This window comes from Serinibacter arcticus (assembly GCF_004786095.1).
Taxonomy (GTDB): Bacteria; Actinomycetota; Actinomycetes; order Actinomycetales; family Beutenbergiaceae; genus Litorihabitans; species Litorihabitans arcticus.
The window spans coordinates 660,659-678,952 of the sequence record NZ_RHPJ01000001.1 but is presented as its reverse complement, the minus strand read 5'-3'; the positions used below and the strand labels follow the sequence as shown (position 1 = coordinate 678,952).

19 protein-coding genes are annotated in these 18,294 nt (G+C 74.9%); 11 read left to right on the top strand and 8 right to left on the bottom strand.

Going from position 1 to position 18,294, the window contains the following annotated elements; translation table 11 throughout:
* Positions 1–9: 9 nt before the first annotated feature.
* Complete coding sequence (locus SERN_RS03200) at positions 10–354, bottom strand: hypothetical protein (RefSeq protein WP_135848642.1); 345 nt, start codon at positions 352–354, stop codon at positions 10–12.
* A 43-nt stretch (positions 355–397) separates the two neighbouring features.
* Here SERN_RS03200 and SERN_RS03195 point away from each other — a divergent pair, with 43 nt between their 5' ends.
* Positions 398–718 (top strand): DUF4229 domain-containing protein, encoded by a 321-nt coding sequence (locus tag SERN_RS03195; protein ID WP_158292551.1) that lies wholly within the window; start codon positions 398–400, stop codon positions 716–718.
* Between the two features lie 27 nt (positions 719–745).
* Here the strand turns inward: SERN_RS03195 and SERN_RS03190 are convergent, their stop codons facing one another.
* Both SERN_RS03190 and SERN_RS03185 read right to left on the bottom strand, forming a co-directional pair.
* The gene (locus tag SERN_RS03190; RefSeq protein ID WP_135848640.1) at positions 746–1,663 is read right to left on the bottom strand and encodes a 1,4-dihydroxy-2-naphthoate polyprenyltransferase; all 918 of its coding nucleotides are present in this window, start codon (positions 1,661–1,663) and stop codon (positions 746–748) included.
* An 82-nt stretch (positions 1,664–1,745) separates the two neighbouring features.
* On the bottom strand, positions 1,746–2,915 hold the full coding sequence (locus tag SERN_RS03185) for an AMP-binding protein (protein WP_233251425.1): 1,170 nt from the start codon (positions 2,913–2,915) through the stop codon (positions 1,746–1,748).
* Between the two features lie 50 nt (positions 2,916–2,965).
* Here SERN_RS03185 and SERN_RS03180 point away from each other — a divergent pair, with 50 nt between their 5' ends.
* Both SERN_RS03180 and SERN_RS03175 read left to right on the top strand, forming a co-directional pair.
* A complete protein-coding gene (locus SERN_RS03180; protein ID WP_233251424.1) occupies positions 2,966–4,090 on the top strand; it encodes a DUF3048 domain-containing protein in 1,125 nt (374 codons plus the stop codon).
* A 149-nt stretch (positions 4,091–4,239) separates the two neighbouring features.
* Positions 4,240–4,419, top strand: a complete 180-nt coding sequence (locus SERN_RS03175; RefSeq protein WP_135848638.1) for a hypothetical protein — start codon at positions 4,240–4,242, stop codon at positions 4,417–4,419.
* A gap of 11 nt (positions 4,420–4,430) precedes the next feature.
* On the opposite strand, the gene SERN_RS03170 is transcribed toward SERN_RS03175, so the two are convergent.
* Positions 4,431–5,429: a 1,4-dihydroxy-2-naphthoyl-CoA synthase gene (locus SERN_RS03170; RefSeq protein WP_135848637.1), complete on the bottom strand. Its 999-nt coding sequence runs from the start codon at positions 5,427–5,429 to the stop codon at positions 4,431–4,433.
* A gap of 138 nt (positions 5,430–5,567) precedes the next feature.
* On the opposite strand from SERN_RS03170, the gene SERN_RS03165 reads away from it, so the two are divergent.
* From SERN_RS03165 to SERN_RS03145, 5 genes are all read left to right on the top strand, one after another.
* On the top strand, positions 5,568–7,100 hold the full coding sequence (locus SERN_RS03165) for a hemolysin family protein (RefSeq protein WP_135848996.1): 1,533 nt from the start codon (positions 5,568–5,570) through the stop codon (positions 7,098–7,100).
* A gap of 9 nt (positions 7,101–7,109) precedes the next feature.
* On the top strand, positions 7,110–8,066 hold the full coding sequence (locus tag SERN_RS03160) for an o-succinylbenzoate synthase (RefSeq protein WP_135848636.1): 957 nt from the start codon (positions 7,110–7,112) through the stop codon (positions 8,064–8,066).
* Positions 8,063–9,805, top strand: a complete 1,743-nt coding sequence (gene menD / locus SERN_RS03155) for a 2-succinyl-5-enolpyruvyl-6-hydroxy-3-cyclohexene-1-carboxylic-acid synthase (protein ID WP_199241482.1) — start codon at positions 8,063–8,065, stop codon at positions 9,803–9,805. The genes SERN_RS03160 and menD overlap by 4 nt, the downstream gene beginning before the upstream one ends.
* A gap of 145 nt (positions 9,806–9,950) precedes the next feature.
* On the top strand, positions 9,951–11,501 hold the full coding sequence (locus SERN_RS03150) for a S1C family serine protease (protein ID WP_199241481.1): 1,551 nt from the start codon (positions 9,951–9,953) through the stop codon (positions 11,499–11,501).
* A 185-nt stretch (positions 11,502–11,686) separates the two neighbouring features.
* Positions 11,687–12,058, top strand: a complete 372-nt coding sequence (locus SERN_RS03145; protein WP_135848635.1) for a VOC family protein — start codon at positions 11,687–11,689, stop codon at positions 12,056–12,058.
* On the opposite strand, the gene SERN_RS03140 is transcribed toward SERN_RS03145, so the two are convergent.
* The 4 genes from SERN_RS03140 to SERN_RS03125 all read right to left on the bottom strand — a co-directional run bounded on the left by SERN_RS03140 (position 12,042) and on the right by SERN_RS03125 (position 15,444).
* Positions 12,042–12,779 (bottom strand): DUF4184 family protein, encoded by a 738-nt coding sequence (locus tag SERN_RS03140; RefSeq protein ID WP_135848634.1) that lies wholly within the window; start codon positions 12,777–12,779, stop codon positions 12,042–12,044. The genes SERN_RS03145 and SERN_RS03140 overlap by 17 nt on opposite strands.
* An 85-nt stretch (positions 12,780–12,864) precedes the next feature.
* Positions 12,865–13,149 carry a DUF2277 domain-containing protein gene (locus SERN_RS03135; RefSeq protein WP_135848633.1) on the bottom strand — a complete coding sequence of 95 codons (285 nt, stop codon included), beginning with the start codon at positions 13,147–13,149 and terminating at the stop codon, positions 12,865–12,867.
* 41 nt (positions 13,150–13,190) lie between these two features.
* On the bottom strand, positions 13,191–14,480 hold the full coding sequence (locus SERN_RS03130; RefSeq protein WP_135848993.1) for an isochorismate synthase: 1,290 nt from the start codon (positions 14,478–14,480) through the stop codon (positions 13,191–13,193).
* A gap of 76 nt (positions 14,481–14,556) precedes the next feature.
* Positions 14,557–15,444, bottom strand: coding sequence for a hypothetical protein (locus tag SERN_RS03125; protein ID WP_135848632.1), 888 nt, complete (start codon positions 15,442–15,444; stop codon positions 14,557–14,559).
* A gap of 70 nt (positions 15,445–15,514) precedes the next feature.
* Between SERN_RS03125 and SERN_RS03120 the strand changes: the two genes are divergently transcribed.
* The 3 genes from SERN_RS03120 to SERN_RS03110 all read left to right on the top strand — a co-directional run bounded on the left by SERN_RS03120 (position 15,515) and on the right by SERN_RS03110 (position 18,291).
* Positions 15,515–16,207, top strand: a complete 693-nt coding sequence (locus tag SERN_RS03120; protein ID WP_135848631.1) for a demethylmenaquinone methyltransferase — start codon at positions 15,515–15,517, stop codon at positions 16,205–16,207.
* Between the two features lie 423 nt (positions 16,208–16,630).
* A complete protein-coding gene (locus tag SERN_RS03115; protein WP_135848992.1) occupies positions 16,631–17,935 on the top strand; it encodes a geranylgeranyl reductase family protein in 1,305 nt (434 codons plus the stop codon).
* Positions 17,932–18,291 (top strand): NADH-quinone oxidoreductase subunit A, encoded by a 360-nt coding sequence (locus SERN_RS03110; protein ID WP_135848630.1) that lies wholly within the window; start codon positions 17,932–17,934, stop codon positions 18,289–18,291. The genes SERN_RS03115 and SERN_RS03110 overlap by 4 nt, the downstream gene beginning before the upstream one ends.
* Positions 18,292–18,294: the final 3 nt, after the last annotated feature.

Genomic DNA, 18,294 nt, shown 5'->3' with positions numbered 1-18,294 from the left:
GCGCGTCGCTCAGGCGGGGCGGGCCTCGGGCTCGTCGTCGCCCAGGTCGGTGTCGTCCGTGCCGCCGGCGGCGTCGCCGGGAGTCGTGGGTGCGTCGTCGGTGTTCGTCCCGCCGTCGCCCGCAGCAGCCGCAGCGGCGTCGTCCTGCGCCTGCCGGCGGCGTCGCGCCTGCTCGGCCTGGCGGCGCTGCTCGCGCAGGCGCGAGTCGAGCTGGGCGAGGAACTGCGGGTCGTCGTCGGGCGCGGGACGGCGCGGGGCCGCGGCGACGCGGCGCTCGCGGGCACGCATGGACAGCCACACCAGCCCGTAGACGACGAGGCCGGCGATGACGACGAACAGGATCAACCGAGGCATCCCTCGATGCTACGTCGACCGCACGACGACTTACCCTTGTCGGGTGCCCCTGCTCCGCTACTCGCTCCTGCGCGTCGTCGTCCTGCTCGCGTCCTTCGGCCTGTTCTGGCTGATCGGGATGCGCGGCTGGCCGTGGCTGATCGTCAGCGTGATCGTCGCGGGCGCCGTCAGCTTCCTCACGATGCGCACGCAGCGCGACGCCGCCGTCGGATCGCTGACCTCGCGCGCCGAGGCCGTGGACGCCCCCGTGCGCGGTGACGACGAGGACGTGGAGGACCGCGCACTGGACGAGGCGGAGCGCGCCGAGCGGGCTCGTGACGAGCGTGCCCGCGACGACGACGGCGCCGCGCCGCCCCGCGTCTGACCCGCGCGCCCGCGCCCCGGCGTCGCCCTACAGCCCGATCGGCCCCGCCGGTCCGCTCCACCACAGTCCCAGCGCGAAAGCGACGGCGACGCCCAGCTCGAGCAGGCCCGTGTCGCGCAGCACGCCGATGAGGTCGCGACCCGACGCGCCCCGCAGCACGATCAGCGAGAGCGCGATCGCGACCGGGAGCGTGGCGAGCACGAGCAGCGGCGCCAGGCTGAGCGGGACGTCCGTGGGCGCGGCCAGCGCGGCCACGACGGCGGCCAGGTAGGGGACCGCGAGCATCCCGGCGTAGGCGAGGCGGGCACGGTCCTCGCCCAGCCGGACGGCCAGCGTGCGCTTGCCCGCCGCGGGGTCGGTGTGGATGTCGCGCAGGTTGTTCGCCATGAGGATCGCGCAGGCGATCGAGCCGACCGCGGCGGCCGCCGCCCAGGTGCCCACCGTGACGGTGCCGGCCTGCGCGTAGGCGGTGCCCGCCGTCGCGACGACACCGAAGAACGTGAACACCATGACCTCGCCGAGCCCGAGGTAGCCGTAGGGCCGGGCGCCGCCCGTGTAGCCCCACGCGGCGACGAGGCAGGCGGCGCCGACGGCCAGCAGCCACCAGTGGCCGGTCCAGGCGCACAGCGCCACGCCCGCCAGGCCGCCGACGCCGCCGGCCAGCAGCGCGGCCCGCTTGACGGCGGCGGGCGTCGCGGCCCCTGACGCGACCAGGCGCATCGGGCCGGTGCGGACGTCGTCGGTGCCCCGGACGCCGTCGGAGTAGTCGTTGGCGTAGTTCACGGCGACCTGCAGCGCGAGCGCGAGGATCACGCACAGCAGCGCGGCCAGCGCGTCGAACCCGCCGAACCCCGCTGCGGCACCGCTGCCGGCGAGGACGGGGGCGAGGGCGGCGGGCAGCGTGCGCGGGCGCGCACCCTCGAGCCACTGGGCGGAGGTCGTCATGGTGGGGCGGTGCTCCTTGCGGACGGGTGGTGCCGGCGGGGTGGGGCGGTGTTCGACAGTAGTCGGCGGGCGTCGGTGGCGGTCAGCCGGCGAGGTGTCGGTCCGACCCCGGCAGCAGCGCGCGGACGGCGGCGCGGTCGGGCTTGCCCGGTCCGCGCAGCGGCAGCGCGTCGAGCACGACGACGCGGCGCGGCACCCACGGCCCCCCGAGGCGCGCGCGGACGACGTCCTGGACGGCGGCCACGAGCGCGTCGCGCCGCGCGGGGTCGGCGTGCACGGCCGCGTCGGTCGGCACGAGGGCGGCTACGACGACGGCGCCCCACTCGGCGTCGGGCACCCCCGTCACACACACCTCGGCGACGCCCGGCACGGTCGCGGCCACGGTCTCGACGTCGACCGGATCGACGTTGACGCCGCCGGTCAGCACGACGTCGTCGGCGCGGCCGAGGACTCTCAGGTGGTGGCCGTCCCACGTGCCGCGGTCGGCCGTGACGAGCGAGCCGTCGAACGCCTCGAGCCCGTCCGGGGTGAGGTACCCGAGCGCCAGCTGCGGACCAGCGAGGACGATGCGACCGCCGTCGTCGATCGAGACGCGCACCCCCGCCAGGGGAACGCCGTCGTAGACGCAGCCGCCGCTGGTCTCCGTCATGCCGTACGTCGTCACGACGCGGACGCCCGCGGCGCGGGCCCGGTCCAGCAGCGGGCCGGGGGTGGCGGCGCCGCCGACGAGGACGGCGTCGAACGACGCGGCGGCGGCGAGCGCGCGCGGGTCGTCGAGGACGCGGCGCAGCTGGGTCGGGACCAGGGAGGTGTAGGAGCGCGGGGGAGCGCCGTCGTCGGTCGCGCGCGCGTCGTCTCGGGCGGCGAGGTGGCGCGCGACGTCGTCGGCGAACGTGCCGGCGCGGAACGGCCCCGGTGCGGCCACGGTCAGCTCCGACCCGGCGATCAGCGCACGAGCGGTCACCATCACCCCCGCCACGTGGTGCGCCGGCAGGGTCAGGAGCCAGGCCCCCGGCCCGCCGAGGGCGGCGTGCGTGGCGGTGGCCGACGCACGCACCGCCGCGGCCGTGAGCGCCACCGGGCGCGGGGTGCCCGACGTCGATCCCGACGTCTCCAGGACGAGGGCCGCCTCGGACGGGAGGCGGTGGGGGAGGGCGTGAGCCGCCGCGACGAGCACCAGCGGGGCGCCGCCGTCGAGCGCCCGCGCGAGCCCCTCCCGGACGTCGTCGGGGGGCACTGGTGTGGTGGGCACGCCCGCCAGCCTAGGAGCCTCGCGCGGGCGGCCGTGGCACAGTGACCCGCATGCGCCAGATCCGCGCGCGCGTCCCGCGCGCCAGCAGCAGCCTCCGCCGCCGTTCCGGCGGGCGTCGCACTACCACCGCCGCCGCCGCGAGCGGGCTCGTGCTGGCCCTCGGGCTGCTGGCGGGGTGCGCGGGTGAGGTCGAGGTCGAGCCGACCACGCAGCCGCCGACGACGGTCCAGCCGGACACCGGCGTGGACAAGACCCCGGCGCCCGAGCCGGCCATCCCGGCGACGTGGCCGCTGACCGGGGTCGAGGGTGCGCCCGAGGCGCGCCCCGCCGTCGCCGTGAAGATCGAGAACTCCACCCAGGCGCGGCCGCAGACGGGTCTCGGTTCCGCCGACATCGTCTGGGAGGAGATGGTCGAGGGGGGCATCACGCGATTCAACGCCGTCTACCACTCGGCCGTCCCCGAGACGGTCGGGCCGATCCGGTCGGTGCGGCCCATGGACGCCGGCATCGCCGCGCCGCTGGGCGGTCTCATCGTGTTCTCCGGCGGTCAGCCCCAGTTCGTGCAGAAGATGCGGGACTCCGGCCTCCAGGTGATCAGCCAGGACGAGGGCGCACCGGGCATGTACCGCTCGAGCGAGCGCCGCGCCCCGCACAACGTCTACGGCACGATGGCCGACTTCCTCGGCGCGGCCGACGGCGGGCGCACGTCCCCGCCGCCCGCCCAGTTCGCGTTCGCGCCGCGCGCCCAGGAGGCGTCGACGGCGACGGCGGGCACCCCCGCCTCACGCCTCGTCACCGCCTTCCCGCAGGCGACGCCGAGCTGGGACTGGGACGCCGGCAGCGGCCGCTGGCTGCGCAACGAGGGCTCAGCGCCGGCCGTCGGGGCCGACGGCGAGCGGCTCTCGGCCGCGACCGTCGTCGCGATGCGCGTGGAGGTGCGGAGCTCCGGCGCCCTCGACCCGGCGGGCAACCCCGTCCCCGAGACGGTGCTGACCGGGTCGGGCGAGGTCACGGTGGCCTCCGGCGGCGCGACCGTGACCGGCACCTGGACCAAGAACAGCGACGGCGAGCCCGTGGTGCTGACGGGAGCCGACGGCGCCCCGATCCTGCTGACGCCCGGCAACGTGTGGGTCGAGCTCGTCCCGACCTCGGGCGGGTCGGTCACGGTCTCCTGACCCCGCGTCCCCGCGACCCACCCCGAGGGGGAGGGAGTCGGGGTCAGCCCGGGGGATGACGCGGTCTCCGCCGGTCGACCGACCCCGGGGCGGACGAGCGTGACCGTCGGGCTGATGTGCGGCGCACCCGCCCCGGCCAGGCTGGACGCATGGCCACGCTCAGCAGTCCCCAGCCCACCACGTCCACCACCCGGACCGAGCGGTTCCTGCGCTCCTCGACGGTCCTGCCGGTCGCCGTCGCCCTCGTGGTGGTGACGTCCCTGATCGTCGGGGGCGCCGCCGTCGTCAGCCGCTGCATCGCGATCGTCAGCGGTCTGCTCGGCGGCTGACGCCGCCGGCGTCAGAAGTAGTGCGGGAAGCCGGACCAGTCGGGGTCCCGGCGCTCCAGGAACGCATCGCGACCCTCGGCCGCCTCGTCCGTCATGTACGCCAGCCGGGTCGCCTCGCCCGCGAACACCTGCTGACCCGCCAGGCCGTCGTCGGCCAGGTTGAAGGAGTACTTCAGCATCCGGATCGCCTGCGGCGACTTGGTCGCGATCGTCGCGGCGTACTCCAGCGCCCGCTCCTCGAGCTCGGCGTGCGGGACCGACTCGTTGATCGCGCCCCAGCGCTCGGCGTCGTCGGCCGAGTACCGCCGCGCGAGGAAGAAGATCTCCCGCGCACGCTTCTGGCCCACCTGCCGCGCCAGCAGCGCCGACCCGTACCCCGCGTCGAACGACCCGACGTTCGCGTCGGTCTGCATGAACGCGCCGTGCTCCCGCGAGGCGATGGCCAGGTCCGCCACGACGAACAGGGAGTGGCCACCCCCGGCCGCCCAGCCGTTGACGACGGCGAGCACCACCTTCGGCATCGTCCGCATCAGCCGCTGCACCTCCAGGATGTGCAGGCGTCCCGCACGCGCGGGGTCCACGGACTCGCGCGTCTCGCCCGCCGGCGTCCCGTCGGCGTGCTCGGTCACGTACCGGTAGCCGTCCTTCCCGCGCACCCGCTGGTCGCCGCCCGAGCAGAAGGCGTAGCCGCCGTCCTTCGGGCTGGGGCCGTTGCCCGTGAGGATGACCGTGCCGACGTCGGAGGTCATGCGCGCGTGGTCCAGGACCCGGTAGAGCTCGTCCACGGTGTGGGGGCGGAACGCGTTGCGCACCTCGGGGCGGTCGAACGCGATCCGGACCACGGGGAGGTCACGGACCGTGGTGCGAGGAGCGCCGCCGTCGCCCGCGTCGTCGATCGTGCGCTCCACGCCCCGGTGATAGGTCACGTCCGTGAGGTCGAAGCCCTCCACGGTGCGCCACCGCCGCGGGTCGAAGGTGTCGGAGACCTGCTGCGGGAGGGAGTCGCTCATGCCACGAGCCTAGGAGGCGCGGCGCGCCGCCCGCGCGGTCGCCTTGCGGAACGTGCCACCGATGTCGTTGCATATGGGGATGGATGACTATCGAAGTCTGTGGCCCAGCTCTCCCCGTACCGCGGCGGTGGCCGCCTGATGGACGGTGAGACCTGGGTCAACATCGCACTCGTCCTCGTGTTCATCCTCGTCGGAGGAGTGTTCGCGGGAACCGAGATCGCACTCGTCTCCCTGCGCGAGAGCCAGATCGACCAGCTGGCCAAGCAGGGGAAGCGCGGCCGCAGGGTCGCGCAGGTCGCGCGGGACCCCAACCGGTTCCTCGCCGCCGTGCAGATCGGTGTGACCGTCGCCGGCTTCGCGTCCGCCGCGTACGGCGCCTCCACGATCGCCCCGGACATCGCACCGCTGTTCGTCACGTGGGGCCTGTCGGAGTCGCTCGCCGGCACCGTGGCCACGCTCGTGATGACGCTGATCATCGCCTACCTCTCGCTCGTGCTCGGTGAGCTCGTGCCCAAGCGCCTGGCGCTGCAGCGCTCCTCGGCCCTCGCCCTCACGGTCGCCCCGCCGCTCGACACGTTCGCCAAGGCGATGCGCCCGGTGATCTGGCTGCTGTCCCGCTCGACGAACGCCGTCGTCCGCCTCCTCGGCGGTGACCCGACGCAGTCCGGCGAGCAGATGAGCGACGAGGAGCTGCGCGACCTCGTCGTCGCGCACGAGGGTCTGCCCGACGTCGAGCGCGCCATCCTGCGCGACGTCTTCGAGGCCGCCGACCGCACGCTGGTGGAGGTCATGCGCCCGCGGCACGAGGTCGCGTTCCTCGAGGCCGACTGGAGCATCGCCGAGGCCATCGCGTTCGCGTCCACCGCGCCGTACTCCCGGTTCCCCGTCAAGGACGGCGACGTCGACTCGATCCTCGGGTTCGTGCACGTGCGCGACCTGTTCCTCGCGGGCGTCGACCCCTCCGACCCCTCGCTCGAGGCGGCGCGCCGCTCGGGTGACGACGACGCCGGCGCGACGCTGGTGGACGACGTGGCGGGCGAACCCGCCCGCACCGTGCGCGACCTCACGCGCCGGATCATCGTGCTGCCGGGGTCGAACGTGCTGCTGCCCGCGATGTCCACGATGCGCCGCGAGCGCATCCACATCGCGATCGTCATCGACGAGTACGGCGGCACCGACGGCATCGTCACGCTCGAGGACCTGGTGGAGGAGCTGGTCGGCGAGATCCACGACGAGCACGACGCCGTCGTGCTCGAGCAGCGTCCGGTGCCCGGCGCGCCCGTGGTCGTGCCCGGTGGCCTGACGATCGAGGACGTCGCCGAGCGGACCGGCGTCGAGCTGCCGGACGGCGGCTACGAGACCATCGGCGGCCTCGTGCTCGACCTGCTCGACCGCACGGCCGAGGTCGGGGACAGCGTGCTCGTCCTGGCCGCCGAGCAGGGTGACGACGACGTCGTCGACCTCGGCGAGGACGAGGTGCTCGGCCACCGCCTCACGGTCACGGAGATCGACGGTCACCGCATCGTCGCCGTCGGCATCGAGCCGGAGGTGGCCGCCGCGGCCGCCGTCGTGGCGACGCCGGGGGGTGCGCCCGTCGAGGCCGCCCCGATGCGTGCCGGCGCGGGCGCTGCGGCGCACGAGGCCGGGGCGGAGCCGACCGCCCGGTCGTAGGGTGGTCGGGTGCTCGCCGCCCCGCTCGTCTACGCCACGCCGCTGCGCACGCGGTTCCGCAACATCGACGTCCGTGACGGCGTCCTGATCCGCGGCGAGGCCGGCTGGGGCGAGTTCTCACCGTTCTGGGACTACGACGACGTCGAGTCCGCCGCCTGGCTCCGCGCCGCGCTCGAGAGCGCGGCGCGGGGCTGGCCGGACCCCGTCCGCACCCGCGTCCCGGTGAACGTGACGATCCCCGCCGTCGGGCCCGAGGTCGCTCGCCGCCTTGTCCTGGCCTCCGGCGGCTGCACGACGGCGAAGGTCAAGGTCGCGCAGACCGGCCAGGACGTCGGTGCGGAGATCGAGCGCCTCGAGGCCGTGCGCGACGCGCTCGGACCCGACGGCCGCATCCGGATCGACGCGAACGCCGCGTGGGACCTCGACGAGGCGCTGCGCCGCCTGCCCGTGCTCGACCGCGCGGCCGGCGGCCTGGAGTACGCCGAGCAGCCCGTGCCCGACGTCGCCGACCTGGCGGCGCTCCGCCGTCGTCAGCACGTGCCGATCGCGGCCGACGAGTCCATCCGGCGCGCCGCCGACCCGCTCGCCGTGCGGCGGGCGGAGGCGGCCGACGTCGTGGTGCTGAAGGTGCAGCCGCTCGGCGGCGTGCGCGCGTGCCTGGACCTGGCCGAGGCGGTCGGGCTGCCGGTCGTGGTGTCCTCGGCGCTGGAGAGCTCGGTGGGGATCGCCGCCGGGCTGGCGCTGGCGGGTGCCCTGCCCGAGCTGCCGTACGCGTGCGGGCTCGCGACCGTGCACCTGCTGGAGCACGACGCCGTCGCCTCGCCGCTGCTCCCCGTCGACGGGACGATGCCGGTGCTGCGCGCGGACGAGCTCGACCCGCTGGCCGACCTCGGCGCCGACGGGGCGACGACGGCGCGCTGGCACGCGCGGTTCGCGCGGGTCGAGGGGATGGTGGGACGGTCGTGAGCGACGTCCCCGTCGAGGGCGTGCCCGACGAGTCGCTGCCGCCCGCGCAACAGCTCGCGCGCCGCGTGGTGCGCGCCCTCGTGCACAGCGGGGTGCGCGACGCGGTGCTCGCGCCCGGATCGCGCAGCGCACCGCTCGCCTACGCGCTGCTCGACGCCGAGACCGCGGGGGTGCTCCGGCTGCACGTCGTGATCGACGAGCGCTCGGCCGGTTTCGTCGCGCTCGGTCTCGCGGCGGCCACGGAGCGACCGGTGCCGGTGGTGGTGACCTCGGGGTCCGCCGTCGCGAACCTGCATCCCGCCGTCGTGGAGGCGGGGCACCAGCGCGTCCCGCTCGTGGTGGTCAGCTGCGACCGGCCCGCGGAGCTGGTGCGGCGCGGTGCGAGCCAGACGACCGAGCACGTCGGCATGTTCGGCGACGGGACGGGGCTGTCCCGGCCGCGCGCAACGGCGGAGGTCGACGAGGCGTTCCAGGCGGCGACCGAGGTGCCGCGCGTCGTGCGCGCTGCCGTGGGGTCGCGCCGTCGCGTCGATCCCACCGGCCTCGCCGTGCCGGGACCCGTGCACCTCAACGTGGTGCTGGCGGATCCGCTCGTGCCGGACGCGGCGGGCGCAGCGCCCGATCTCGAACCGGGGGAGGTGCCGCTGCGGTGGTCCTCGTCGGTCCCGCACCAGCTCGACCTCGGACCGCGGACCGTGCTGCTCGCCGCCGACGGCGCGGGGTGGGCGGGTGCCGCCCTCGCGGCGTCCGGCCGCTGGCCCGTGCTCGCCGAGCCGTCCGCCGGCATCGATGCCGGGCACGCGCTCGGGGCCGTCCCCGCCCTGCTGGACGCGCTCGGGTCCGAGATCGAGCGGGTCGTGGTCGTCGGACGGCCGACGCTGTCGCGTCAGGTGACGCGGCTGCTCGCGCGGGACGACGTCGAGGTCGTGCTGCTCGATCCCCGCGGCGCGCCCTGGCTGGACGTGCCGGGGGCGGTGCACGTCCAGGAGCACGAGGTGCTCGACCCGGAGGCCTCACCGGCAGGACCGGACGACGCCGCGTGGTCGGTGGCCTGGGCCGAGGCCGGCGCGGCGGTGCAGGCGGTGCTCGACGCCGAGGTGGCCGGTGCGACGGACGGTAGTCCGCCGGTCGGCGACGTCGTCGCGCGGCTGGTCTCGTCCGCCGTCGCGCGCGATCGCGGACTGCTCGTGGCGGGCGCCTCGATGGCGATCCGCTACCTCGACCTCGCGGGTGCGCCGGGCGCGCCGGTCGTCGCGAGCCGCGGGGTGGCGGGGATCGACGGGACGCTCTCGACGGCGCTGGGGCGGGCGCTCGGTCGGTCCGGCGCCGGGGAGACCGGTCCCGTGCGCGCCCTGGTCGGCGACCTGACGTTCCAGCACGACGTCGGCGGGCTGGTCCGCGGTCGGCTCGAGCGCGAGGTCGACCTCCAGGTCGTCGTGCTGGCCGACGACGGCGGTTCCATCTTCGCCACGCTCGAGCACGGCCGACCCGAGCACGCCGCGGCGCACGAACGCGTCTTCGCGACGCCGCAGGCCGTCGACATCGGCGCGCTCGCCCGCGGGGCGCGGGTCGCGCACGCGGTCGTCGACGACGTCGCCGGGCTGGTCGCCGCACTGGCCGACCCCGTGCGGGGGCGGTCGGTGCTCGAGGTGCGCCTGGATCGGACCGGCGCTGCGGCGCGGCGTGCGGCGCTCCAGTCGCGGCTCGTCGCCGCGGCGCGCGACGCCGTCGGCGGCTGACCGCACGGAAACTACCTCGCGAGCGCCCTGAAGTACCTCGCGAACGGTTCCCAGGGAGTCCTCAGGGTGCGCCCAGGGGGGCGTCAGGTCGACCGCGTTGACTCCAGGACATCACGAGAGCACGACCCAGCCCCTGGAGGACGACATGGACGAGCGCGACAACCGCGAACCGCAGACCGGTGACCGGGCGGACACCCCGCCCACGTTCCCCCCGGCCTCCACCCCCGCCCCGCCCCCCGCGGCGACGCCCGCCCCCTCGCAGGAGAGCTCGCACGTCTTCGGGTTCGGCTGGGAGCGCCCGCAGGGCCAGCCGCCGACGACCGCCGGTCAGCAGCAGCCGCAGCAGCAGCCCACGGCGACCTACCCCGCCTGGGCGACGCAGGCGCACCAGCCGATCGGCGCGCAGCAGGCCCAGCAGCACGGCGCCTACCCGACCCCCACGCCGATCCCCGCGTCGGCCACGGCCGCCCCGCCGCGCCGTCGCCGCCAGTGGCCCGGCATCGTGACCGCGGCCGTCCTGGCCGCCGTGCTCGCCTCCGGCGGCACCGCCCTCGCGACCGGCGCGCTCGATCAGGACGGCACCTCCTCGGCCTACTCCGGCCTCGGCGGCACCACACCGGTCGCGGCCTCCTCCGCCACGGACGTGGAGTGGCAGGCGCTGGCATCCCAGGTCCGGGACGCCGTCGTCGCCATCACCGTGACCACCGCGCAGGGCACCGGTCAGGGCTCCGGCGTCGTGATCGACGCCGACGCGGGCTACGTGGTCACGAACAACCACGTCGTGGGCGACGCCAGCAACGGTGGGATCACCGTCACGCTCGCCGACGGCCGCATCATCGACGCGACCATCGTCGGCACCGACCCGACCACCGACATCGCCGTGGTCCAGCTCTCCGACGTCCCGGACGACCTGCAGGCCGCCCCCTGGGGCGACTCCACCGACGTGCTCGTCGGTCAGGACGTGATGGCCGTCGGCAACCCGCTCGGGCTCGCGAGCACCGTCACCACCGGGATCATCTCCGCGATCGACCGCCCGGTCTCCACGAGCGCCGAGGACGCGAGCTCCGCCGTCGTGACGAACGCGATCCAGATCGACGCGGCCATCAACCCGGGCAACTCGGGCGGCCCGCTGTTCAACACGGCGGGCGAGGTCATCGGCATCAACTCCTCGATCGCCACGACGTCGGAGGCCTCGGGCAGCATCGGTCTCGGCTTCGCGATCCCGTCCGCGCAGGCGAGGCGCGTGGCCGAGCAGCTCGTCGCGGACGGCGTGGCCGACCACGCCTACCTCGGCGTGAGCCTGTCGGACGCCACCGCGACGGCCGACGGCGTGACCCGCTCGGGCGCCCAGGTCGAGTCCGTCTCGTCCGGCACGCCCGCGGCCGACGCCGGTCTCCGTGCCGGCGACGTCGTCGTCGGCATCGACGCGAAGGCCGTCGGCGGCGCCGAGTCGCTCACCGGTTTCGTCCGGCAGTACGCCGCAGGCGACGAGGTCACCCTCACCGTGGTCCGCGGCGGCGAGGCGACGGACGTCAACGTGACGCTGGCGGACCTTCCGGTCCAGCCGACCTCGGGCACCCCCGGTCAGTCCGCTCCCGACCCGACGACCCCGGACCAGCAGCAGTCGCCCGACAGCGGCTCCGGCCAGCTCCCGCAGCTGCCCGGGCTGCCCTGGGGCGGCCAGGACAACGGCTGATCCCACGAGCTGCGGGTCGGTGGCGGTCAGGCCACCGTCCCGCTGTCCGGGAGGCGACATCAGGGGCGCCCACCGGACCCTGCGAGACCCGGACGCGGTGCCCCCTCACCCGGCGTCCGGGTCTCGCTCTGCCTGCGGTGCGGGTCTACCCTGACCGCACCGGTGTCGGAGCGAAGGAGCACGTCATGGTCAGCATCTCCTCGGGCTGGGCGGGCTACGCCGCCCCCGACCTCGACGTCGCGCAGGCGTTCTACACGGGTCTCGGCATCACGGTGGAGCGCGACGACGAGATGGCGATGCTGTCCCTGAAGCTGACCGCCGACGTCTCGATCTACCTCAAGCCCGACCACGTCCCCGCGACGTTCACGGTGCTCAACCTGCTGGTGGACGACCTCGAGGCGGCGGTCGACGGCGCGGTCGCCGCCGGGGCGACGTTCGAGCGCTACGAGGGTTTCGAGCAGGACGAGCGCGGCATCGCCCGCGGTCCGGTCGGCCCCGCGATCGCGTGGACGACCGATCCCGCGGGCAACGTCGTCGCGTTCATCGAGTCCTCCTGACCCGTCCCAGGTGCCACAGGGCGCACCCGATAAGGATCACGACGGTGACGGCGACCATTCCCGTCCGCGTGCCCTCGTAGGCGATCCGCCACAGCGGTCCGCCGTGGACCAGCCCGACGACGACCCCGGCGACCAGGGCGCCGAGCACGGCCACCGCCGTCGCCCGCCGGAGCGCGGCCGTGCGCTCGCGCGAACCGCGGTCGAGCCGACGACGGGGCCGCCGCCAGAACCAGACCGCGAGGACGAGGAGACCCAGCACACCCGAGAGGTCCTGGAACCACGCGTACAGCGGGACGCCGCGCACCCGGTCGTCCAGGACGGGCGCGAGGGCCACGCCCCAGCGGCCGTGGTGGGTGAACGCGTCCCACACCACGTGGGTCAGCACGCCGAGGGCGAGCGCCGCCGTCGCGAGGAGGCGGCGACGGGCGGGCGACGCGGTCGCCCCCGTGGCCGAGGAACCCGCGTACCGCGCGGCGCACCACGACGGCGACAGGTCGGACGCGGCCGGGAGGACCACCACCCGCCAGGCCAGCCAGAGGGCGCCGGCGAGCAGCGTGGTGACCGGGAGCCACGCGAGGGAGTGCGTCGTGGAGTACAGCGGCGCGAACGGGACGAAGAGGCGCAGGTCGGGGGTCATCGCCCCGACGGCGACCGCGCTCGCCGGGAGTGCCGTGCGTCGCAGCGGCAGGGCGACGACGGCGTGGCTGACGGTGAAGGGCACGCACCGAACCTACGGCTCGTCCCCGGAGGCGGGACGGGGAGGGTGTGGGAATCCCGGGGAGACCCGGCGCGCGCGGACGGTCGGGTCAGCCGGCCTTCGCGGCCTCGCGCGCGGCGATCCGCGCCTGCACCTCGGGGCGACGCAGCGGCGGCAGCACGGTGGCCGGCTTCTGGCGCTCGGGCAGCTCGTCGAGGAGCTCCCGGGTGAGGACGGCGATCGCGGCGACGGCGCGCTCGAACACCTCCTCGGTGCGGGCGGAGGGGTGGGTGATCCCGGAGACCTTGCGCACGTACTGGCGGGCGGCTGCCTCGACCTCGTCGGTGGTCGCGGGCGGTTCGAGCCCGCGCAGGAGAGTCACGTTGCGGCACATGCCGACACCCTCGTCCCGTGCGCCGCGAGGCGTCAAGGGCCTCAGCCCAGCAGGGCCTGGCGCATCGGTTCGAGCTTGGCCTCGGTCTCGTCCAGCTCGGCGCCCGGGTCGGAGGCCGCCACGATCCCGCAGCCCGCGAAGAGTCGGATGCGCCGCGGGTCGGCGGGGTCCAGGGCGCCGCAGCGCAGCGCGATGCACCACTCGCCGTCGCCCTCGGACCCGATCCAGCCGACGGGGCCGGCGTACCGGCCGCGGTCCATGCCCTCGATCTCGCCGACGAGGCGGACCGCGTCGGCGGTCGGGGTGCCGCCGACGGCGGCCGTCGGGTGCAGGGCGGCGGCGAGCCGGAGCGCGGACGGGCGGGCGCCGTCGGCCCCGCGCTGCAGCACGGCCGTGACGTCCGTGGCCAGGTGCATGACGTTGGGCAGGTGCAGGACGCTCGGGACCTCGGGCACGTTGGCGCTCTCGACGAACGGTGCGAGTGCGCGCGCCAGGGACTCCACGGCGAACTCGTGCTCCTCGAGGTCCTTGGAGGAGCGTGCCAGGGCCGCGGCGTGGGCGAGGTCGCGCTCGTCGTCGCCCGTCCGTCGGATCGTGCCGGCGAGCACGCGCGAGGCGACCATGCGGCGCTCGCGGCGGATCAGCATCTCGGGCGTCGCGCCCACGAGGCCGTCGACGGCGAACGCCCACGTCGTGGGGTAGGCGTGGGAGAACCGGGTGACGAGCGCACGGGGGTCGAGCGGCGAGCTCGAGGTGGCCCAGACGTCGCGCGCCAGCACGATCTTGGCTGCCTCACCGGCGCGGATGCGAGCGACGGCGTCGGCCACCTTCGCCTTCCACTCCTGCGGGGTGACCGCGCCGGGGGAGTAGGTGACGTCGGTGGGCAGGGCGAGCGGGGCGCGGTCGCCGTCGATCGCGAGGGGGGCGGCGCCGTCGGGGTCGATGGTCGTGATCCAGGCGTGGCCGGCGCGGCGACCGACGACGACGCGGGGGACGATCAGCGCGCCACCGGCGGGGGCGTCGTCGTCGAAGGAGAACGAGCCGAAGGCGATCAGCCCGGTGCCGGGGAGGTCGACGTCGTCGCTGATGTCCGCGCCCTCGCGCAGCCGGCCGAACCAGGCATCGGCGTCGAGCATGCGCGTGGCGCCGGCGGTGTCGATGCGGGCGGCCTCGCCCCACGCGACCATGCCGTCACCGCGGCGCACCCAGGTGGAGACGCTGTCGTTCGCGGGGATGAGGTCGAGCAGGTCACCGGGATCGGCGACGGCGTGCGTGCGCACCTGGAGGGTGGGGACGCGCGCGGCCTGGCGGGTGGGGGCGGGAGCGGACATCGCCAGCCAGCCTACGCCCGGGATCGCGCGGATCATGAGGGTGGCGGGCGTCTCCTGCGTCACGTGGTGACGGTGCTCAGGAGACCGGTCGCAGGGCTCCGGTGACGCGGACCTGGGCCGGGGTCAGCCACGGCGACACCGCCTCCTCGATCGCGGCGACCGTCGCGGTGTCGGCCACCTCGACGTCGACGGCGAGCACGCCGTCGACGCCGGAGCCCGACGACATCACGCCGCTGACGCCGTCGGAGCCGTGCACGGCCGACTGCGCGGCCGCGACGTCCTGCGAGGTCGGGAGGTCCTTCTCGGCGACGCAGAGCCAGCCCGGCCACACCTCGCGCAGGCTGGCGTGCGCGGCGTCCGCGTCGCCCTCGTCCGCCGAGACGACGACGTTGAGCTGCTGAGCACCGTCGCTGACGTAGGTGGTGACGTAGCCCGGGAGTGCGGCAGCCGCCGCCACGAGGTCGTTCTGCGCCTCGGCGGCCTCCGGTTCGGCGGCCGCCGCCTCGTCACCGCCCCGCCAGGGATCGGTGCACAGCGCGTCGAACGAGACCGTGCCCCACTCGTCGGACGGTGCCGCCGAGCCCGGCGGTTCCGCCGCGGGCGTTCGCGTCAGCGTGAGGGTCCTGTCCGCGTACGTGCCCACGAGGTAGCCCCGACCCGAGGTGGTGCCGTCGACCGTGGTGGCCCCGGGGACGTCGTCCCAGTCGAGCCCGTCGACTCGGGGTCCGCCGCACGGAGGCGCCGGGTAGATCGCCGGCATCGGGCCGATGCAGAGAACCACCCCGCCGCCGTCCCGCTCCTCGAACCCCGCCACCACCTCGTACTCGACCGCGCCGTCGCCGGGTGTGCCGTCGGTCCCGTCCGGGGCGCCGCAGGCGGCAAGCAGCGCGGTCGTCACCAGCGCGGTCGCCGAGGCCCCCGCGGTGGTCGTCGTCGTGCGGGCACTGCCACCGAGGGTTCTCATGCCCGGCCTGTGTCGCGGAGCTCGGGGATCTTGCACGGCTCGGACCGGCCGCCCGTGAAAGGATCGGCCCATGGCTCGCGCTCAGCTCGACAAGGACCCTGCCGACGTCGCCGGGATGTTCGACGACGTCGCCGGTCGCTACGACCTCACCAACGACGTCCTCTCCCTCGGCATGGACCGGCTGTGGCGCCGCGCCACCGTGCAGGCGGTCGACGCCGCCCCGGGCGAGCGGCTGCTCGACCTCGCCGCGGGCACCGGCACCTCCACGGCCGCGTTCGCGGATCGCGGCGTGGACACGGTCGCGTGCGACTTCTCCACCGGCATGGTCTTCGAGGGCAAGCGACGCCGCCCCGACCTCGCGTTCGTCGCCGGGGACGCCACCCGGCTGCCGTTCGCCGACGACACCTTCGACGTCGTGACCATCTCCTTCGGGCTGCGGAACGTGAACCCCACGGTCGACGGGCTGCGCGAGATGCTGCGCGTCACGCGCCCCGGGGGTCGCCTGGTGGTGTGCGAGTTCTCGACGCCGCCGCTGAAGGCGTTCGGCGCGCTGTACCGCTTCTACCTGCGCAACGTGCTGACCCCGATCTCGCGCGCCGTCAGCTCCAACCCCGAGGCCTACGACTACCTCGAGGAGTCGATCCTGGACTGGCCCGACCAGGCGGGCGTCGCGGCGCTGCTGCACGAGGCCGGGTGGCGCTCGGTCACCTACCGCAACCTCACCGGCGGCATCGTCGCGCTGCACCGCGCCGTCGCGCCGTAGCGCGTCGCCCCCTCGATGAGGGAGGACGACTGCCGACGGTGACCGCCCGATGCCGGCGTCGTCGCAGGTCGCGACCCTGCGCCTGAGTCAGGCCCGGCGCTCGACCGACGTCGTCCTCCCCGCGCGAGGGCGGGGGTCCCGACCCGGCCCACGACGGGGCCGCCTCGACCGACCAGCGCCTCCCCTCCGCGACAGGCAGTCTCGGAGCGGGAGACGCCGTGACCGGCATCACCTGCAACGACTGCACCAGCGACGATGCCCGCCAGGGACCTAGGTCCCGACCCGCGTCGCATGGTTAGGTGATCCTTGGGAGACACCCCGCGAGGGCGTTTGTAGAGTGCGAACGGTGCTCGACTCGAACGGGGTTCTCCCGTGCGGGCGAACGCCCTGCGGAACGGCTATCTTGACGGCGAGGTGGACACGATGGGCACGGCTGCCCGGACGGCTGACGTCGTCGTCGTCGGCGCGGGGCCAGGAGGCGCCGCCACCGCGCACTACCTCGCCCAGCGCGGACTGGACGTCGTGGTGCTCGACAAGGCCACGTTCCCCCGCGACAAGATCTGCGGTGACGGGCTGACCCCGCGCGCGGTCGCCGAGCTCATCTCCATGGGCGTGCCCACGCGCGAGGAGGACGGCTGGGTCCGCAACACCGGCCTGCGCGTCGTCGGCGGCGGTCACACCATCGAGATGGACTGGCCCGACCTCGAGACGGTCCCGAGCTACGGCCTCGTGCGCACGCGCCAGGACCTCGACGAGACGCTCGTGCGGCACGCCGTCACCACGGGGGCCACGCTGCTCGAGGGGCACAGCGTCACCGGCGCCCTGCGCGACGACGACGGCCGCGTCACCGGTGTCACGGCCAAGCGGGTCGATGGTCGCGGCCGCGCCGTCGGTGAGCCCGAGATGACCTTCACCGCCCCGTTCGTCATCGATGCGGGCGGCGTCTCGGCCCGGCTGGCCACGTCCGTGGGGCGCGAGAAGCGCAGCGACCGTCCGATGGGCGTCGCGGTCCGCACCTACTTCCAGGTGCCGGAGACCTCGCCCCGCTACACCGACCCCCTGATGGAGTCCCACCTCGAGCTGTGGGACGGGGCGCCGAACGCGAGCGACCTGCTGCCCGGCTACGGCTGGATCTTCGCGGCCGGCGGCGGCCTGGCCAACGTGGGCCTCGGGAGCGTCAGCTCGACCGCGAAGGCCACCAAGCTCGACTACAAGGACATCTTCGCGCGCTGGATGGCGAACGTCCCGGACGAGTGGGGCTTCACCCCCGAGAACCAGGTGGGCGACCTGCGCAGCGCCGCGCTGCCGATGGCGTTCAACCGTCAGCCCCTGTACGCCGACGGGCTGCTGCTGGTCGGTGACTCCGGCGGCATGGTCTCGCCCTACAACGGCGAGGGCATCGCCTACGCGATGCAGGCCGGCCGGATCGGTGCCGATGTCATCTCCCAGGCGCTGGCCCGCCCGAACGCCGCGAGCCGCGAGCGTGCGATGCAGGCCTACGCCCGGACGATGAAGGCCGAGCTCGGTGGCTACTACTCGCTCGGCAAGCAGTTCGTGCGGATCATCGAGCACCCCGGCATCATGCGGCTCTGCACCAGGTACGGGCTGCCCCGGCCGCTGCTGATGAAGTTCGTCCACAAGCTGCTGTCCGACTCCTACGACCGGACCGGCGGCGACGCCCTGGACCGGATCATCACCGCGCTCACGAAGGTGGTGCCGAAGGCATGAACCCCTACGTCCCGATCCTGATCATGATGGGCGTCGCCGCCGTCATGGCGATCGCCGGCCTCGCGACGAGCGCCATCATCGGGCCCAAGACCTACAACCGCGCCAAGCTCGAGGCCTACGAGTGCGGCATCATGCCGACGCCGCACGCGCTGGGCAAGGGCCGCTTCAACATCAAGTACTACCTGGTGGCGATGACGTTCATCGTCTTCGACATCGAGGTCGTCTTCCTCTACCCGTGGGCCGTCGCATTCAGCGACCTCGCCGTCTTCGGGCTCGTCGCGATGCTGGGGTTCATCGCGCTCATCACCGTTCCGTACATCTACGAGTGGCGCCGCGGCGCGCTCGACTGGGACTAGGAG

Bases quoted from the DNA above. Each gene is read 5' to 3' on its own strand.
- SERN_RS03200 (WP_135848642.1), bottom strand. From the start codon at position 354: ATGCCTCGGTTGATCCTGTTCGTCGTCATCGCCGGCCTCGTCGTCTAC.
- SERN_RS03190 (WP_135848640.1), bottom strand. From the start codon at position 1,663: ATGACGACCTCCGCCCAGTGGCTCGAGGGTGCGCGCCCGCGCACGCTG.
- SERN_RS03180 (WP_233251424.1), top strand. From the start codon at position 2,966: ATGCGCCAGATCCGCGCGCGCGTCCCGCGCGCCAGCAGCAGCCTCCGC.
- SERN_RS03175 (WP_135848638.1), top strand. From the start codon at position 4,240: ATGGCCACGCTCAGCAGTCCCCAGCCCACCACGTCCACCACCCGGACC.
- SERN_RS03170 (WP_135848637.1), bottom strand. From the start codon at position 5,429: ATGAGCGACTCCCTCCCGCAGCAGGTCTCCGACACCTTCGACCCGCGG.
- SERN_RS03165 (WP_135848996.1), top strand. From the start codon at position 5,568: ATGGACGGTGAGACCTGGGTCAACATCGCACTCGTCCTCGTGTTCATC.
- SERN_RS03150 (WP_199241481.1), top strand. From the start codon at position 9,951: ATGGACGAGCGCGACAACCGCGAACCGCAGACCGGTGACCGGGCGGAC.
- SERN_RS03145 (WP_135848635.1), top strand. From the start codon at position 11,687: ATGGTCAGCATCTCCTCGGGCTGGGCGGGCTACGCCGCCCCCGACCTC.
- SERN_RS03135 (WP_135848633.1), bottom strand. From the start codon at position 13,149: ATGTGCCGCAACGTGACTCTCCTGCGCGGGCTCGAACCGCCCGCGACC.
- SERN_RS03130 (WP_135848993.1), bottom strand. From the start codon at position 14,480: ATGTCCGCTCCCGCCCCCACCCGCCAGGCCGCGCGCGTCCCCACCCTC.
- SERN_RS03125 (WP_135848632.1), bottom strand. From the start codon at position 15,444: ATGAGAACCCTCGGTGGCAGTGCCCGCACGACGACGACCACCGCGGGG.
- SERN_RS03120 (WP_135848631.1), top strand. From the start codon at position 15,515: ATGGCTCGCGCTCAGCTCGACAAGGACCCTGCCGACGTCGCCGGGATG.
- SERN_RS03115 (WP_135848992.1), top strand. From the start codon at position 16,631: ATGGGCACGGCTGCCCGGACGGCTGACGTCGTCGTCGTCGGCGCGGGG.
- SERN_RS03110 (WP_135848630.1), top strand. From the start codon at position 17,932: ATGAACCCCTACGTCCCGATCCTGATCATGATGGGCGTCGCCGCCGTC.